Below are 15,915 nucleotides of genomic sequence, written 5' to 3' on the forward strand. Positions count from 1 at the left end.
GTCCAAAAGTCATTTGGTGCGTACACCGAAAATGTTAAACGGCATCTAACAAGCGACGTCCTGACGCTTTGGCATTAATCCGTGAATGGTTGGATGGCTTGTTGTATTGATGGCTCAAATGGTAGGACATCGGCGACAGTTTCAGTAATCGCCTTTGTAGGATGCAGTCCTACCATCGTCTAGGGGCGGGCTCTTTATGAGAGCTAGAAACGGTAACCAAGATTTAAGGTTACTGACTCTCGAGTTTCCCCTTTGTTATAGAGAAAGGTCAGGTTGTAGTTTTTGCCGATTTGCTTATTGAAACCAGTCAAAAACGCCCATTGATTAAGATCTACACCAATGTCGTAATCGAATTCGATATCACCACTTTTTACATGCCCGTCCATTCGAGCGTCCAGTCCTTGATATTCTGCTCCGACAAAGAACTGCGTGCGATAATCGACAAGTTGATAACCCAACATCGGCTGTACAGTAACAATACCATCGCCCCAATCATCTAAGCCCTTTAAGCGAGTTTGCGAATAGGTACCAGTGACAGAAGCAAAGAATTCTTTATAGCCAACCGAAAGGGTTGTACCTATACCACGAAGGTCATATTCCAAATGCAGCGGCACGTCTAGGCGTCCGCGACTACAAAGTGCAGATAAACCATCGCAAAACTTATCACCTAATCCTGGCAGTTTATCGTTCAGCTTATCTTTTATGTACTGGCCACCTTCACCCGTGTAGGCGGCATCAACATTGGCATCGACATTAACTTTTCCGATGTAACCAAATACATTCCAAAATGGCAGGATGTTTACATCGCCACGAAGCGTCATGCTCTCAGCACTCACGATGCCGACACTGTCTTCTGGATCAAACAATTCATTAAGGCCGATGCCTTCAATCGTGAAATCATTAAATGGAATATTCATATCTTGATTTCGATACGCTAGCGATACACCAAACGGCAGAGGCAAATCGATACCTTGACGACGAACCATATCACCCATTAAAGGAAAAACGCGGTCTAGCTTAACACTGGCTTCTTGCATGCGTGGATCAGAGACCTCATTCAAGTGTTTTTCGTCTAGTACTTGCACGCCAAGCTTATCTTCATAAATCGCTACCGGTTTTACGCTGCTCATCATTTCGAGGGGTTTATTTTTCTTTGAACCAACTATCTTGGTGTTTTTACTGGCAATCGCAATTTTGCCTGATGTTAACTTCTGGAAGAGGATCTCTTGATCGTAAGAATCCACTTGGTAGTTGTGATGTGTGAACGGTTTATCGTTGGTAATGACCATACGTTTCGGTTCACCATTAACCAACTCAATATCAACGCTTAAAAAGCGAAAGTAGGCGATATCTTGAGGAAGACCGTATTTTGAGTAATTAAAACTGATGATCACATTACCATTCTGATCCTCTTTGGCTCTTACTGATGACGGATCAAAACTCTCCGCGTAGTTTCGAAGGCGGTATTCTGTTCGTGTGAAAGCTTCGATCTCATCAAGTACTTTTTCATTTTCATCGAGTTGTTCAGGGTTGTACTTGATACGCAGATCAATGTTGCCTTTGTTATCGGTGTTCTTGACCAAGTAGACGGACGAATCGCGAACGCTATCACCGATTTTAACACTTCGGTGGGCATGCTCGACCAAATGCTCGCCTTGAACTAGAGAGCTGATGGCCAGTTTTGGTAAATCATGACTGATACCGTATTTGTCGAACAGTGCTCGGCCTTGCTCGATTACTTCGTTGTAGGTCGTCGTCTCTTCAGCGGCGAAGCCAAAAGTGGGGGTAGTAAGCATTAGTGCGCTCGCGAGCACAGTAAGAGAAGACGTCTTGCCGGCGCGTAATTCAAAAAAACTCATGACAGTTTCCACTCTGAATAGTCTCAAACCTTCGAGACTCAGACAGTTAATGTGTCACTGAACTTCTTGTTCAGTTAAATAGATGTGTTTGCTGTGATTGACGTTGTGAATGCGGCGTTTTAAATTGCATTTCGTAAATCAATGAGAGGATTTTATGGGGGCTAGAGAAATACCGTTAATCGCTTTTGATGGATACTATCCTCGCTTTATGGGTTACGAAAGAATAATGGCTAGCTCACAAACAAACAGCCCCGCATAGCAGAAGCAATGCAGGGCTTTAGTTTCAAGTACGGAGCTGACGCTTAGACCGTAACGCGAACACGAAACAGATCAGTAAACAACTTGGCAATCATCAAAATGATCATAATGTTTACCAGCATCAGCAAGGGCGTTTCAATTCGATATGCTGGGGTTAAATTGAGCGCTCCTGATGTCAAGACAACCAATAAGTTAATACCTAGAATTCTGTGTACCATCAGCTTTGGTGTGGAAAATATCTTCCAAATTACGATGATGTTGATGAAGTAGAATAGCCCAAGCTGCCAAAGCTCGGTCATCATTGGCATTAGGAAAATGTATTGCAATAGAATCACCGTGCCAGTGCCTATCACACCAAAAAATGCATCTTTAATAATGCTTGGTGGCATAGTAGGAACGATTGAAGAGAACACGCCAGCTAGCATCGGAAAAATGAAACCTCCGGGTACGGGCAGATAAATCCAGATCAACAAAGAAGTGACGAACATGGATACACCTTGCAATACCTTTCTGCCGTCTTCATTCAAATGCTGGATATACGTTCGATGCTCGTGATGCCAAACTGTGTTTTTCTCTCTTTGCATGACACAAGCAACGTGACCAATGAGCGAAGTACTTGGATTTCTAATATCAAAGCTTTGAAGTTGCTGCGTTAGCGTTGGCCAATCGATCTCACGACTTTGCGATTTATCTGCTTGTTCTAGCAATCGGTCTTGGATTTGTGCCATCTCATTTAAACGCGCACGCCATAGCTGACGATGTTCTTTCAAGTGGTAGCTGCCAGTAAGTGGTAAGCCGACCAGTTGGAACAACTTTTCTATGTTGGCGCTGTTGGTCTCAAGAGCTTCAATATCTATATCATTGGGCGATTTCATAGCGTTAAGCATCGCCTCTCTGCTGGTCTCAAAACGTTGAATGAAGTTTTGTTCTGTACTGACTGGCCAGACTAATCGGTACACAACAGAAAACGTGATCACACCAAGAATCGTCTCTTGCATGCGAAGAACAGCGAAGTGGAACGTTGCTTGACTATCAAATCCTCCCATACATGCGATGATGGAGCACACAGCAAAACCGATAGAGAACACATAACCATACTTTTCGTCGCTCGACATAAAAATGCACGCACCTAAAAACAAGGTGAAGAAGGTGAGAAACAAAAAGCGATCTTGAGAAAACGTCGTGATGAGGAAAAAGGCATAACCGATGCCAAGGAGGGTTCCTAATAAGCGATTATGACCTTTGTTTATTGAGTGAGCGAAGCTTTCATTTAATGCCATTACCGCGACTGCGATCGCTGCCCAATACGGTTTCTCCCATTGAAACCATAAGGCAAGGCAGATCGCGATAACGATAGACAGCGCAGCTTTGATTGCTTCTTTGGTTGAGGCATTAAACATACATTCCACCGCATTATTGTTTGATGATTTTGATAGAGGCCGTCATACCAACACGTAGTTGAAAATCTTTCGGTAAGTGATCTAATTTAACTTTAATTGGAATGCGTTGAGCTAAGCGTATCCACTGAAAGTTAGGGTTCACATTGGGCAAAAGATCGTTACCAGTACTACCATCTTGCTTCGCAATGCCGTAGCCAATGCTTTTGATTTTGCCTTCCAGCACAGCTTCATTGTGCATCATTAAGGTCACGTAGGCTTTATCTTGTGGATCAACGCCAACTAAATCCGTTTCTTTGAAATATCCTTCGATCCAAAAGCTGTCTTCATCAATCAAAGCCACGACTGGGGAGTTAGCGACGACTTGAGAGCCGACGCGTAAGTTCAAATTAGTGATATAACCATTCGTTGGCGCATAAACTTTTGTGTAATCAAGGTTTAGCTTGGCTTCTTCAACATTGGCTTTCGCGAGTTCTACGTTGGCAACGGCTGTCTCCACCGCATTGTCTAGGTTATTCAATGTCAGTACAGGTACAGCGCCAGGTGTGCGCTTTTCTAACTTAAGTGCTCGCTGCTCTTCATTTTTGGCCTTTGCTAGTAATGCAATGGCTTGCTTTTGAGCTGCTAGCGCTTTGTGGTACGCCGCTTTATAGATGCTTGGGTCAATCTCAAACAGCAAATCGCCTTGTTTCACTTGCGAATTGTCTTCGACGTAGACTTGGATGATTTGTCCTGTTACGCGGGGGGTTATAGAAACGATGTGCGCGCTAACTTGGCCATCTCTAGTCCAAGGGTTGTCAGAGTATGATTGGTAGTAGCTGAAAATCACGGTGCCAGCGGAACACAGTAATAGCAGTGTGATGAGATAACGTTTTATCACGGAATTTGCCTCAAAATATGGTAATGAATCGACCAATAACGCCAGTAAAAATCACAATTAGGCTTAGCTCAGCGAGCGCAGGAAATGCAACGTATTTGTGGAGTCCCAGTTTTGTTGCAACGGTTCCAACCAAAATGGTGAGCATGTAAGCCAATGCAATAACCAGCAACAAGGGAGGGAAGTAAACTTCGCCCCACACAAGTTCATGTGGCATTGAGTTCATGGTGTTTTTCTCTATTAACTTGATGAATGTAAAGATAAGGCAAGTGATGGCATCAGTGATAATCGCTTTTGTAGGATCTAATCCATCAAGAGAAAGGTGTTATGCGCTATATAGAGGGAATAGCGCAACAAAGTAGCTTTTTGGACAGTGAAAATAAAAATAAATTTATTTTCCAATTTATTTGATGTTCATTTCAGACCACTAAGTTATTAAATTTTCGACAATTATTGTTCAATGTTTGCGTTTGAATATGCGAAGTGATGGTTTCATCCTTCAAATGGGATTACGAGTTGTGAGGTTTTGTTTCTAATATTCGCTTCGAAGCAAACGAGATGCTTTTTAAATTAAATAATCCAACAAATATGAGTGACAGATTATTCGTTAGATTATTTGAGTTTTATATTTATTAGTAAGAGTAAAATTGTCATGGAAATTATTTCTAACCTTTTTGACATGGCACCATTTGTTGCTCTCTTTATTACGCTCTCTCTCGGTTATATGGTAGGTAAAATTACCATTGGTCGATTTGTTCTTGGCGGTGTTGCGGGAACATTATTAATGGGTGTAATTATTGGGCAATTTGGTGTTCATATTGATCCCGGCGTAAAAAGCATTTTCTTTGCGCTCTTTATTTACGCAGTAGGGTATCAAGGTGGTGCGCAGTTCTTTAAAGCATTGAACTTTAGAACCATCAACATTCTACTTTCTGCTGTAGTGATGACGGTTTCTGGCCTGCTTTGTGTACTAGCAGCAGCTTGGATGTTTGATCTAGACAGAGGTACGGCAGCAGGCCTTGCAGCTGGTGGTTTGACTCAATCGGCAATCATCGGTACAGCGGGTGATGCGATCGCACGTCTTGGTGGTGTGACAGAAGAAGCGAAGCACCTAATGCAGACCAACGTCGCAGTAGGCTACGCGGTTACGTACATCTTTGGTTCGCTTGGTCCAATTCTGATGGTGACATGGGTATTCCCAACACTGATGAAGTGGGATATCCGAGCAGAAGCGATTGCGCTAGAAGAGAAAAATTCAAATGGTAAGCGTGATTTAGCGCCGGGTGAGTTCAACGCTATCACAGCGCTGGTTACACGAGCATTTAAAGTGAGCAAAGATGGTGGGCTAGCAGGCAAAACCTTAGCTCAGTTAAACCAACACGCTCTAGCTGCTTGTATTGAATTGATTCAACGTGATGGCAAAGTGCTAGAAGTGGACAAATTCACAGCACTGAAAGAAGGGGATGTCATTGTTGTAACTGGTCGTCGTAATGCGGTACATAAGCTGCAAGATGGTTTGGCTGACAACGAGATTGCACTTCCAGAAGGCTATGAAGTTATTGAAGAAAACCGTCAACTGATCGCAGACAACCGCAAACTGATTGGTAAGTCGCTGCAAGAGATTAAAGAGGCTTCGAACCAAGGCTCTATGCGCGGTATTTATGTGACAGACTATATTCGTGAAGGCAACTCAATTGAAATGACGCCGGATCTTGTGGTGAAGAAAAACGACGTCATCCAGCTTACAGGTACCGCAAAAGATATCAATCGCGTTGAGAAAAACATTGGTCAGCGAATGGGCTCAGCAAACGTGACTGACTTAATCGTGCTTGGTATGGGCATGGTGGTGGGCCTATTAATTGGTCTAATCAGTTTTAAGATTGCTGGTATTCCCGTCACTATCGGTTCTGGTGCAGGTTGTTTGATCTCAGGTTTGATCGTCGGTTGGTTGCGTAGCCGCAATCCGCATGTTGCTCAGTTTCCTGTGGGTGCCGCGAACTTTATTCGAGATTTCGGTTTGGCAGCATTTGTAGGCATTGTTGGCCTTGAGGCTGGGCCTCAAGCGGTCGACACCATCAAAGAACACGGTATGTCTCTGTTGTTCCTTGGCATGGGTGTAACGATTATCCCTCAGATTATTTCGTTCTTCTTCTCATATTTTGTATTGAAGATTAAGAACCCGGTTGAAGCACTTGGCTGTGTGACAGGTGGACGAAGTGCGAACCCAGCATTCGCGGCTTTAATGGAAAAAACAGGTAACGCAACGCCAGTATTCTCATTCACCGTGACTTATGCTGTCGCCAATGTACTGCTCACCCTATGGGGTCCTATTATTGTCGGCATTATTACTTTAAACGCAGGCATGTAATTTAAATAAATTCGAACACGCTTATCGCCTAATTAAATAGGCGGTAGGGAAAGTATTATCCAAATTTCACTAAATAATAAATTCAGGTAAATATTATGACTACGCCAAATACAACAATTGATTTTTAAAAATTTGCAGATTTAAGCCCATTTGAATTAAAAGATAAACTTATTGAAGTGGCACAAACTGTTCCTGACCGCGCGTTATTAGATGCAGGTCGTGGTAATCCTAATTTTCTTGCGACACTACCACGTAAAGCGTTCATTCGTTTGGGTGAGTTCGCAATATTGGAAGCCGAGCGCACTTATTCATACCTAGATGGCGGTTTCGGTGGCATTCCAGATGGTGTGGGCATTGTTGAGCGCTTCGATACGTTTGCAAGCAAGAATAAACAAGACCAAGGCGTACAGTTCTTGGAAAAGTCGCTGAGCTACGCAAAAGACCGTTTGGGTCTAGAGAAACAAGCTTTCTTGAATGAGCTGGTTAACGCATACCTTGCATGTAACTACCCAGTGCCACCACGCATGTTGACGAACATCGAAAAGGTTGTGAAGCAGTACATCGCAGAAGAGATGTACGGCCCGATGCCAATGACAACAGACTTCGATCTGTTTGCAACGGAAGGCGGCACAGCGTCTATGACGTACACGTTCCAAACTATGTTCAACAACGGTTTATTGAAGAAAGGTGACAAGGTTGCGCTAATCACTCCAATCTTTACGCCGTACCTAGAGATTCCAGAACTGAGTGAATACGAACTGGAAATCGTTGAACTACGTCTGGATGAGACAACATGGCAACTGCCGATGTCTGAAATCGAAAAGCTTGCAGATACAGGCATCAAACTGCTTTGTGTTGTTAACCCAGCAAACCCAGCGTCTGTGAAGTTCTCGGATGAAACTCTGGATAACCTATCAAACTTCGTGAACAACGAACGTAGCGACCTGTTCATTGTGACTGACGATGTATACGGCACATTTGCGGACGACTTTGTCTCACTGTTCGCGAAACTTCCATACAACACGCTTTGTGTTTACTCGTTCTCTAAGTACTTCGGTGCAACAGGCTGGCGTTTAGGCTCGATTGCGATTCAACACAACAACGTGTTTGACGATGCAATGCGCAGCCTTCCTGAAGCGCGTCAACTTGAGTTGGACGATCGTTACAAAACACTGACTCCGGAACCTCGTGAGATTAAGTTTATTGACCGTATCGTAGCAGACAGCCGCAGCGTAGCGCTTAACCACACAGCAGGTTTGTCTCTTCCTCAACAAGTTCAAATGGCGCTGTTCTCTTTGAACTGCTTGATGGACTCGGAACAAAACTACAAAGAAGCATGTAAACGCATCATCCGCGAGCGTTACAAAACTCTGTACAAAAACATGGGTGTAGAAATTGAAGAAAACAAAGATCGTGTGGACTACTACACACTGCTTGAGCTCGACACTCTGGGCGGCAAATTGTACGGACCAGCATTCGTTGAATGGTTCAAAGCGAGCGAGAAAGGCAAAGACTTCCTGTTCCGCCTTGCACATGAAACCGGCGTTATCCTACTTCCAGGCCAAGGCTTCGATGTAGTGCATGCATCAGTTCGAGTTTCGCTAGCAAACCTTACTCACCACGAATACGAGCTTATCGGTCGTGCAACACGCAAAGTGTTGGATGAGTACTTTGCTGAGTTCAAAGGCTAATGAATCCAACCTGATTAAGAATAAGCCTCGGCGTTGTCGAGGCTATTCCGACCAAATAAGCACAGTGCGCAATATTGTGTTTATTTAGTCGCCAAGCTAACAAACTTCTCAATTAAGAGTGACTTATGAAAAGCATTATTTCTATTCAATCTCATGTGGTTTATGGCCACGCAGGAAACAGTTCTGCCGTCTTCCCGATGCAGAGAATGGGCCTCGAAGTCTGGCCAATTCACACGGTTCAGTTTTCAAATCACACTCAGTACCAGCAAGGTTGGACTGGACAGAAGTTTGGGGCAGATGAAATTCATTCTCTAATGAGAGGCTTAGATAACATTGAGAAGTTAGGCGAATGTGGCGCGATACTGTCCGGTTATCAAGGCAGCGCAGAGCAATGTCGAGCGGTGGCCGAAGCGGTAAGTTTAGTCAAATCGCGTAACCATAGTGCACTTTATGTGTGTGACCCAGTTATGGGTGATCCAGACAAAGGTTGCATTGTGGCAGACGGTGTCAAAGAAGCGATAAGCCATAGCTTGTTGCCCATCGCTGATGTGATTGTTCCTAACCAGTTTGAACTGAGCGAGTTAACAGGTGTGAAAATTGACTCTCTTTATGATGTGGTCACTGCATGTAAAAAAGCCTTAGAGTTAGGACCGAAAATGGTATTGGTGAAACATCTGCATGCTCTAACAGATGACGCCTTCAGTATGATTTTAGCGACGCCGAAAGCAAGCTATTTGGCCCAACGCCCTAGTGTTGAATTTGCTATGCAGCCAGTCGGTGTCGGTGATTTAATTTCTGCGATTTTTACCTCTTGTTTGGTGAAGAAGATGTCTCCTGTCGCAGCCTTTCGTCATACACATAACGCCGTTTACGGTGTATTGGAGATCACCAAAGGCTATGGTACATGGGAGCTACAGACGATCAATGCCCAATACGAATTTGTCGAACCGACGCATGAGTTCAACGTCGTGAAAATTGCTTAGCGCAGTACCTAATTAACGGAGAAGCGTAAAGTTAGCATATAGAAACTTGGCATAATTGCTTTGATGGATAGCATCCTACCATCGCGATTATGGGGTTTAGCCGTGCCTAGCTATAGTAACTCCACACAACGAAACGGACTTCATTTTGACCCAATTAACTTCAAACTGAGTCTCTGGTCATACGCCAGAGAACATTAAATGAGACTGATTATGAATCGTTTAATTTCCTCTGGTGTGACGGTTGTACTTTCGCTGCTGATAGTAGCTTGTAGTTCACCCCATACGCTGGATGTTCGTGTTTCTCAAAGCAACTATAAAGATGTCGAGATCGCGAGTTCGACACCAAATGAGCCACTTCGAATGTGGGCCAATGAAGCTCCGGATTTTCTCTACTCGTCGCACAATCAAACCACACCGATCAAAGTAGAGGGTGAACAGCTCAATATTTTGGCCTTATCGGGTGGTGGCGTAAACGGCGCATACGGTGCCGGCGTTTTGATGGGGCTGCAGGAAAAGGGGGAGCTAAAAGATTATGCCATCATTACTGGAGTCAGTGCGGGTGCCCTAATCGCTCCTTTTGTTTTCATTGGCGGTGATGCGATGCCAAAGATGAAAGAAGTCATGCTCAACATCAATGATAAGAATATTTTGGGTAAGAAGAACTTCTTAAATACCCTGTTTAAGGACGCGTTTACCGATGGTGAGAATCTCTATGATTTCATCGCAGACGCTTACCCTGAGCCCATGATCGAGGCGATGGCGCAGCAACACCGCAATGGTAAACGCCTCTTTATTGGCAGTACCCATTTTGATTCAGGCGAACTGGTGATTTGGAATATTGGTGCGATTGCGAACAGTGATTTGGCGGACAAATCTGAACTGATTTACAAGGTGCTTGCTGCGAGCGCATCGATCCCTGGTGTTTTCCCTCCACAATTTATCGATGTTGAACATGATGGAGAAACTCTTGAGGAGTTACACGTAGATGGTGGTCTCGCAGCGCAGGTGTTCTTTAATCCGTCTAACTTCAACTATCAACAAATCTCAGATGCTTTGGGGTTAGAAAAAGCGCCTCAGTTGGATGTGATTCGCAATGGTGCGTTAAAAGCGCCGTATCGTCCACTAAAAGACAAAGGTTTGGACTTGGTATCGAAAAGTGTCTCAAGCCTTACGCTAGCGCAAACTCGTGGTGATCTCTATCGAATGAAATACATCAGTGAAATCAACGATATCGAGATGCAGTTTACCTACATTGATCAAGATTTCAGATACGCCAAAGTAACGAAAGATATGTTCGATCACCGCTACTTGCTGACGATTTACGAATATGGATTCAAAAAAGCCACCCAAGGGCAACTTTGGGTAACTGAACTCCCTTAATACAGGAAAACGATACAATGAAAAAAGCCGTTCTTACACTCATGATGCTTACCGCTTCCGCGACTGCATTCGCCCAAAGTGGAGCCCATCTTGACCAGCAAAAAGTGGATAGTGATATGCAGCAACTGTCTGCAATCAAAGAAGAAGGTGCAGCCTTTATCATGATTGACGAGAACTCGAGTTACGTGGCGGTCGAGTTCGTGGGAAAGTGGGAAGAGATCAACAACTATGTGTCACACAAAGAAGCGAAACAACGTAAATTGGAAAAAGTGAACAAGCAGTTCGTGTACGCTCAGGTCGGTGAAACGTTGGAGTCACTTGAGCAAAAAGTCGTTGACCACATTTACGCTGATCAACCTAAATATTTCAGTGTCGATGTCTACCGCGATTACCATGGTGACTCAGGAGAATTCAACTATTTAGCTCGTGTCGTTGAGTACAACTAAGTGAGAGAAAACCTACTGAAGCTAGTAGGTTTTTTTGTGTCGTCGAGAAGGAATTCAAACGCAGATTGTTTCCGTTACCAAGTAGCAATTCTACGATCTTGTGGTAATTTAATTAGATAACTCTAAAAAGTAAGCACAACCTATGAATTTTAGTTTTGAACAACTTCTCGCGTTCGTAACCGTTTATGAACAGCTTTCGTTTAGTAAGGCGGCGGTCAAACTCAATAAGCACCGAACCACAATAGGGCAGGTGATTACCAATCTTGAAGATCAACTGGCGGTCAACCTGTTTGAGCGAGTGGGGCGCTCGGTAGAACCGACAGAAGATGGTCATCTTCTTTACCACTATGCTAAGCAAACCATCGAACAAGCACGTACTTTCGATAAAGTCGCATTAAGTCTGGCTTACGGTGGGTTAGAGAATGTTAGTATCGCCTATTCAAGCGCTATACCACACCGTTTTCTTGTATTGCTTCGTATTCAATTAGCGGCAGATTTTCCGATGATGCGAGTTAACTTTCTTGTTCGTAATCGCAACGAAATTAAAGAGGGTTTACAGAATGGTGAGTATCAATTCGGTATTGTCAATGTGCATGATAGTCGAGCAATACATAGTCTGGATGCGACGTTTTTAGGTCATTTTGAATTTGTTCCTTTCGTCCAGAAAGGTGGTGAACTCGCTTCTGTGGCACCAGATCGAGTATTGACAGCCTTGAGGAATAGTAAACAATTTGTACTGCGTTCTCTTATTGAAGAGGGAATGGGCGAAAAAGTCATCGTAAGTTCGAACCATGAAGAGGTCGACCAATTGGCCCTAGTAGTGAAAATGGTTGAAGCAGGTTTAGGATGGGCGATTCTCCCCAGAACGTTTGCCCATTCGGAGTTTTCTAATAATCATATAGAGCCAGTGGAAGCTTCTGAATTATTGGAAGGTTTTAAGTTTGGTTTTGGCCTATGGTGCCAACCCTCTAAGCAAGTCGGTGATGTAAAAAATTCAATCATGAAGGTCGTTACAGAATACCGAGAGAAAATAATCCGCGATATGACTTAGCGGCGACATGTATCTTGCTCATCCCTATCAACAACAAGACTCAATGTGAGTCTTGTTTTTTTGTGTCTGAAAAACGTTATCTTTCTAGCGAAGAGCTAATGTCTATTGGAAGGATATAACCCTCTATATGAGAGTATGGAGTCCATACTTTTTGGCTTAATCTAATCTCGCTCAATGGGTAAGCCCAGAGCAAAAAGTGTTTTTACCATATGTCCGCTGCAAGGACGCAGATTTTCAGCCGGGTTTAGTTACCCGGCTTTTTTTATAGTAATAGAAAATGTCAGCTGTCACCCCAAGCTCTCTGTTACAACTGGCTTGTTACTTCGCTTAGCAATCCAGTACGCAACGCTACCCCAAAGCACGGTGAGTGCCCAAAGCGCCGTCCAATGTGGAGCGACTTGTTGCCAGGTTGCCCCCATTTGGTTTAGCGCTAAGAAAGCTTTGATCGCCCAAGTGCTTGGGCTTAAATCAGCAATCCATAATAAGGGAGTAGGTATGGCTTCAATCGGCCAAATAAAACCAGCCAAGAAAATGAGCGGCATAGAGCTCACTAGGACGACTAAGGTGACAAGTTCACGCCGAGGTAATAAGTAACCTAGCCAGAAGCCTAGTCCGCAACAACCTAAAAAGAACGGTAACAACATAGCCAGCAATTCGCCCGCGTTGGCGATATGGTTTACGTTTAAGCGTTCGAAGCTAAAACCAAAATAATAGGCTCCGAGTAAATAATAAATTGCCACAAATACTAACGTTCTCACAAGCAGCAGCGATCCCGTTGATACTTGTGACCAATAGCCACGACCATGACGCTGTGTTCCCGTTTGCAATCCAACCGCCATGATCAACGTTTGTTGTAAAATCAGAACAAATACTGCCGGCACTACGTATTCGATGTAACCCATGGTTGGGTTGAACGTCGGTTTCATGTTAAGCTTAATAGCTGAGTAATTATGGCTAGCCATACTCATGGGCACACCATCTATCACCATTTTACTGACTTTCACTTGGGCCCCTAATGTGCCTCCCGCTTGGGCCAATCCTTCTACCACGGTTCCGTACACGAGAAAATACGAGGCGTCCGCAGCGTAGGCCAGAGTCGGGCTTTTACCTAGCATTAGGTCTTTGTAAAAGTGTTCTGGTATGACTAAAAAACCGGTGATCTCTCGTTGTAAAAATGCTTGCTTTGCATCGGCAATCGTATGAAGTCGAGTGACTACGTTGACTTGTGGGGTGGCATCAACCATACGTTCCAGCTTTAAACTCGTCTGACTACCATCTAGATTAACAATCGCGATTGGTTGTTCACGAGGCGTTTGTTGTGCATAAGGCAAAGGGTATAAAAACGAGTAAAATACGACACCACCAAACACGGTCAACGTAACGACTGGATTGGTTAGAACGGCCTTAAGTTCCGCTTTAATCAGTTGCCACAATGTCATACCGCCTCCTTCGCTTGGCGTGTTGATGAAGCTGTTCGATGTTTACCCATCAAGGCTGCGGTAATGAGCAGAGGCATAACGTAACCAATCATAGGCCATAGCGAGCTTAAAGATTGCGCGGCCGATGCTCCATAGCTTGCTTGACTCACTTGTACTTCAATGTAATGGGTAATCGGCAATAATGAACGCCATGCATAAGCGAGCGTGTTCATGTCAGAAACTGGGAATGTAATTCCCATGAACGCGAAACTTGGAGCCGTAAACGCGCCAGCAAAACTCATCGCACGTGCAGGATCCATCGACAAGAAGAAGAACAACGCTCCCATAATGATACAGGCGATAACCGTCGCCAATTGTGCTAGTAGCATAACCACAAAACTGCCTTCCATTGGCCAATCAAGCACAGAATAAAACCAGTACAAGAACAACGCACCTTGCGCCATAAAGACCGGAATGTACTGACTTAATAGGGTAGTGAGCCTGGCGTATGGCTTTTCGCCCAAAAATGCAAAGCCATTCTTTCCACCATAAATGCGAAAGTGCGCGGCAAGAATCAAAATAGTGCTTACTACAATACATATTTGCCAAATGGCTGGCACGATAGCCGTTACCAAAAATTGTGCGTAGTTATTGTTACGGTTAAATAATGCGGTTATTTGTGTCGACACGGGTACAGCCTGTCCAGCCGCTGCTAACGTTGTGGTGTTACCCTTAGCCAAGTTTCCCATTACTTCAACCTGAGCGTCGAAATAGCCTTGTGCTTGCGCAACGGCAGAGTTGATCAGTTTCGCTACCAAAATGTACTGACTGTTGTAAAAGACAGAAAGTTGAGGTTGGCGGTGCTGGAGAATATCTTGGTCGAACTTAGATGGGATGACCGCGTAAGCGTAGATATCGCCTTCAATCATCGCATTTTTTGCTTCGCTTGCACTGGTGTAGTGATAGTTAACAGCCAGACTCGACGACGCATCCAAAGATTGAATGAGCTTTCGAGAAAGTTGGGAATGTTGTAGATCAACCACACCGATTGGTAGATCCCGGGCAATGCCCGCAGAGAACACACCCCAAATCATCATCGCGAGCAAAATCGGTATCCAAGTAAGGCACGAAAGCAACCACTTGTCTCGTCGTAAGATATGCCGCTGTGAAATCTTAATCGTCATAGCATTAACCTAGTGGTTGTGATTAAAGTTCAACGACAACACTCATTCCCATACGCAGTTCAGGTTCGGGTTGAGCTGGACGAGCTTCTACTTCAAAGGTACGAAGATCAAAACCTTGAGAAGCATCGGTTGCTCTCCACGTTGCAAAGTCACCCATAACGGCAACATGCGTTACTTTGAACTCAACATTTTTGTTTAAGGCAGGCAAATAGGCATCAAAGGTTGCTCCTTTTGTAAAGTGTTGAAGGTAATCTTCACGCACATTCAGTGTCGCCCAGGCATCTTCTGTATCTATCACAGTAACTACTGGGAAGCCCTGAGGTGCTAATTCACCACTTTGAAGTAGAACTTGAGAGACTTCGCCGTCGAACCAGCTGTAGATCTGAGTATCTTTCGCGTACGCTTCTACTTCGGCTACGGCACCTGATGCCATGCGCGCTTTTTCCGCCGCAGCCACTTTGGTTTCACTTCTAGCGCCTTCTTTTGCCATTTCGTACATTTGAAACGCGGCACTTTCTGTGTATTTCGCTGCTTGCCACTGCGTTAAAGCCTCATCGCGCTTTTGTTCTGCAACCACGCCATCGTTATAAAGGTTATTTACACGATTGTAGGTTTTTTCCATTAAATTCGCAGCGGCTTTGGCTTTCATCCACTGATCTTTTGCTGCTTGGATTTGTTGCTCACGTGCGCCTTTCTCAGCTTCTTGAGCTAAGGCGTCCGCCGCTTTTTCACCTGCTTTTGCTTGTTCTAACTTCGCTTCAATTTCAGGACTATGAAGGGTAAAAATAAGCTGACCTTTCTCTACATCGTCGCCTTTACGTACCATGACCTCATCAATACGCCCTGGAACTTTTGAGGAAATACTGTATTGCTGGGCTTCAATTAATCCCTGTAAGCGGATCGGTTCCGGTTGATAGGCTTGGTAAAATTGATACCCAACCCAAGAGGCAACACCCAAAGCACAAAGTGAGAGTAAAACGGGTTTTAGTGATTTAGCTGCCAT

General features: G+C 44.2%; 12 protein-coding genes and 1 pseudogene. 6 read left to right on the forward strand and 7 right to left on the reverse strand.

The window, feature by feature from the left end; all coding sequences use genetic code 11:
- Window positions 1-203: 203 nt before the first annotated feature.
- From R7P69_RS20100 to R7P69_RS20115, 4 genes are all read right to left on the reverse strand, one after another.
- A complete protein-coding gene (locus R7P69_RS20100) occupies window positions 204-1,859 on the reverse strand; it encodes a hypothetical protein (RefSeq protein WP_238951958.1) in 1,656 nt (551 codons plus the stop codon).
- Between the two features lie 302 nt (window positions 1,860-2,161).
- Entirely contained in the window at window positions 2,162-3,517 is a 1,356-nt protein-coding gene (locus R7P69_RS20105; protein ID WP_318121668.1) for an FUSC family protein, read from the reverse strand.
- A gap of 13 nt (window positions 3,518-3,530) precedes the next feature.
- Window positions 3,531-4,394: an HlyD family secretion protein gene (locus tag R7P69_RS20110; RefSeq protein ID WP_005377105.1), complete on the reverse strand. Its 864-nt coding sequence runs from the start codon at window positions 4,392-4,394 to the stop codon at window positions 3,531-3,533.
- A 10-nt stretch (window positions 4,395-4,404) separates the two neighbouring features.
- Window positions 4,405-4,617, reverse strand: a complete 213-nt coding sequence (locus R7P69_RS20115; RefSeq protein ID WP_005377106.1) for a DUF1656 domain-containing protein — start codon at window positions 4,615-4,617, stop codon at window positions 4,405-4,407.
- Window positions 4,618-5,043: 426 nt separating this feature from the next.
- Here R7P69_RS20115 and aspT point away from each other — a divergent pair, with 426 nt between their 5' ends.
- The 6 genes and pseudogenes from aspT to R7P69_RS20145 all read left to right on the forward strand — a co-directional run bounded on the left by aspT (window position 5,044) and on the right by R7P69_RS20145 (window position 12,310).
- On the forward strand, window positions 5,044-6,759 hold the full coding sequence (aspT, locus tag R7P69_RS20120; RefSeq protein WP_005377107.1) for an aspartate-alanine antiporter: 1,716 nt from the start codon (window positions 5,044-5,046) through the stop codon (window positions 6,757-6,759).
- A 95-nt stretch (window positions 6,760-6,854) separates the two neighbouring features.
- Window positions 6,855-8,450, forward strand: a pseudogene (locus tag R7P69_RS20125) (bifunctional aspartate transaminase/aspartate 4-decarboxylase).
- Between the two features lie 125 nt (window positions 8,451-8,575).
- Entirely contained in the window at window positions 8,576-9,433 is an 858-nt protein-coding gene (pdxY, locus tag R7P69_RS20130) for a pyridoxal kinase PdxY (RefSeq protein WP_213906138.1), read from the forward strand.
- Window positions 9,434-9,643: 210 nt separating this feature from the next.
- Window positions 9,644-10,813, forward strand: a complete 1,170-nt coding sequence (locus R7P69_RS20135) for a patatin-like phospholipase family protein (RefSeq protein WP_158156557.1) — start codon at window positions 9,644-9,646, stop codon at window positions 10,811-10,813.
- Between the two features lie 17 nt (window positions 10,814-10,830).
- Complete coding sequence (locus R7P69_RS20140; RefSeq protein WP_238951957.1) at window positions 10,831-11,259, forward strand: hypothetical protein; 429 nt, start codon at window positions 10,831-10,833, stop codon at window positions 11,257-11,259.
- Window positions 11,260-11,401: 142 nt separating this feature from the next.
- Window positions 11,402-12,310 (forward strand): LysR family transcriptional regulator, encoded by a 909-nt coding sequence (locus tag R7P69_RS20145; protein ID WP_017821360.1) that lies wholly within the window; start codon window positions 11,402-11,404, stop codon window positions 12,308-12,310.
- A gap of 287 nt (window positions 12,311-12,597) precedes the next feature.
- Here R7P69_RS20145 and R7P69_RS20150 read toward each other — a convergent pair whose 3' ends face one another.
- Genes R7P69_RS20150 through R7P69_RS20160 form a run of 3 tightly spaced genes read right to left on the reverse strand, consistent with a single transcriptional unit; the run spans window position 12,598 to window position 15,915 of the window.
- Window positions 12,598-13,749, reverse strand: a complete 1,152-nt coding sequence (locus R7P69_RS20150) for an ABC transporter permease (RefSeq protein WP_047009844.1) — start codon at window positions 13,747-13,749, stop codon at window positions 12,598-12,600.
- Window positions 13,746-14,912 carry an ABC transporter permease gene (locus R7P69_RS20155; RefSeq protein ID WP_225452410.1) on the reverse strand — a complete coding sequence of 389 codons (1,167 nt, stop codon included), beginning with the start codon at window positions 14,910-14,912 and terminating at the stop codon, window positions 13,746-13,748. Before R7P69_RS20155 ends, R7P69_RS20150 begins: the two co-directional genes overlap by 4 nt.
- 22 nt (window positions 14,913-14,934) lie before the next feature.
- Entirely contained in the window at window positions 14,935-15,915 is a 981-nt protein-coding gene (locus tag R7P69_RS20160) for an HlyD family secretion protein (protein WP_206949659.1), read from the reverse strand.

It is taken from the genome of Vibrio sp. 661, assembly GCF_033339315.1.
In the GTDB taxonomy this organism is placed as follows: Bacteria; Pseudomonadota; Gammaproteobacteria; order Enterobacterales; family Vibrionaceae; genus Vibrio; species Vibrio alginolyticus.

Excerpts from the sequence above, each read along its gene's own strand:
- R7P69_RS20100 (WP_238951958.1), bottom strand. The coding sequence starts at position 1,859 with ATGAGTTTTTTTGAATTACGCGCCGGCAAGACGTCTTCTCTTACTGTG.
- R7P69_RS20105 (WP_318121668.1), bottom strand. The coding sequence starts at position 3,517 with ATGTTTAATGCCTCAACCAAAGAAGCAATCAAAGCTGCGCTGTCTATC.
- R7P69_RS20115 (WP_005377106.1), bottom strand. The coding sequence starts at position 4,617 with ATGAACTCAATGCCACATGAACTTGTGTGGGGCGAAGTTTACTTCCCT.
- aspT (WP_005377107.1), top strand. The coding sequence starts at position 5,044 with ATGGAAATTATTTCTAACCTTTTTGACATGGCACCATTTGTTGCTCTC.
- pdxY (WP_213906138.1), top strand. The coding sequence starts at position 8,576 with ATGAAAAGCATTATTTCTATTCAATCTCATGTGGTTTATGGCCACGCA.
- R7P69_RS20135 (WP_158156557.1), top strand. The coding sequence starts at position 9,644 with ATGAATCGTTTAATTTCCTCTGGTGTGACGGTTGTACTTTCGCTGCTG.
- R7P69_RS20140 (WP_238951957.1), top strand. The coding sequence starts at position 10,831 with ATGAAAAAAGCCGTTCTTACACTCATGATGCTTACCGCTTCCGCGACT.
- R7P69_RS20145 (WP_017821360.1), top strand. The coding sequence starts at position 11,402 with ATGAATTTTAGTTTTGAACAACTTCTCGCGTTCGTAACCGTTTATGAA.
- R7P69_RS20150 (WP_047009844.1), bottom strand. The coding sequence starts at position 13,749 with ATGACATTGTGGCAACTGATTAAAGCGGAACTTAAGGCCGTTCTAACC.
- R7P69_RS20155 (WP_225452410.1), bottom strand. The coding sequence starts at position 14,912 with ATGACGATTAAGATTTCACAGCGGCATATCTTACGACGAGACAAGTGG.
- R7P69_RS20160 (WP_206949659.1), bottom strand. The coding sequence starts at position 15,915 with ATGGCAGCTAAATCACTAAAACCCGTTTTACTCTCACTTTGTGCTTTG.